The sequence below is a fragment of the Corallococcus exercitus genome (genome assembly GCF_003611585.1).
GTDB classification, from domain to species: domain Bacteria; phylum Myxococcota; class Myxococcia; order Myxococcales; family Myxococcaceae; genus Corallococcus; species Corallococcus exercitus.
This window is the reverse complement of sequence record NZ_RAVW01000910.1, coordinates 1-423: the sequence shown is the minus strand read 5'-3', so window position 1 is coordinate 423 and position 423 is coordinate 1. Positions and strand designations below refer to the sequence as shown.

General features: G+C 51.8%; 1 protein-coding gene. It reads left to right on the top strand.

Features of this window, described 5'->3' with window-relative positions:
* Nucleotides 1-19 precede the first annotated feature (19 nt).
* Nucleotides 20-423: DedA family protein (locus D7W79_RS42820; RefSeq protein WP_147442398.1), on the top strand; the 404-nt coding region annotated here is incomplete at its 3' end.

Below are 423 nucleotides of genomic sequence, written 5' to 3'. Positions count from 1 at the left end.
GTGGAGGTCATACAATCGTATGGATATAAATCATTATGTTGCGCAATACGGCTATGCTGCGTTAATCATCGGCAGTCTGGCGGAAGGCGAAACCATTACCCTGTTAGGCGGCGTTGCGGCGCATCAGGGCGTCCTGAAATTTCCCCTGGTGGTACTCTCGGTCGCGCTGGGCGGGATGATTGGCGATCAGTTGCTTTATTTACTCGGACGTCGTCTTGGCGGCAAAATTTTGCAGCGTTTCTCGCGCCACCAGGCGAAAATTGATTACGAACAGAAGATAATCCAGCGACGTCCTTACCTGTCTGTAGTCGGTACGCGCTTTATGTACGGCTTTCGCGTTATTGGTCCCTTACTGATTGGCGCCAGTCACCTGCCGCCGAAGATCTTTTTACCGCTAAATATTCTTGGCGCGTTTGTCTGGGC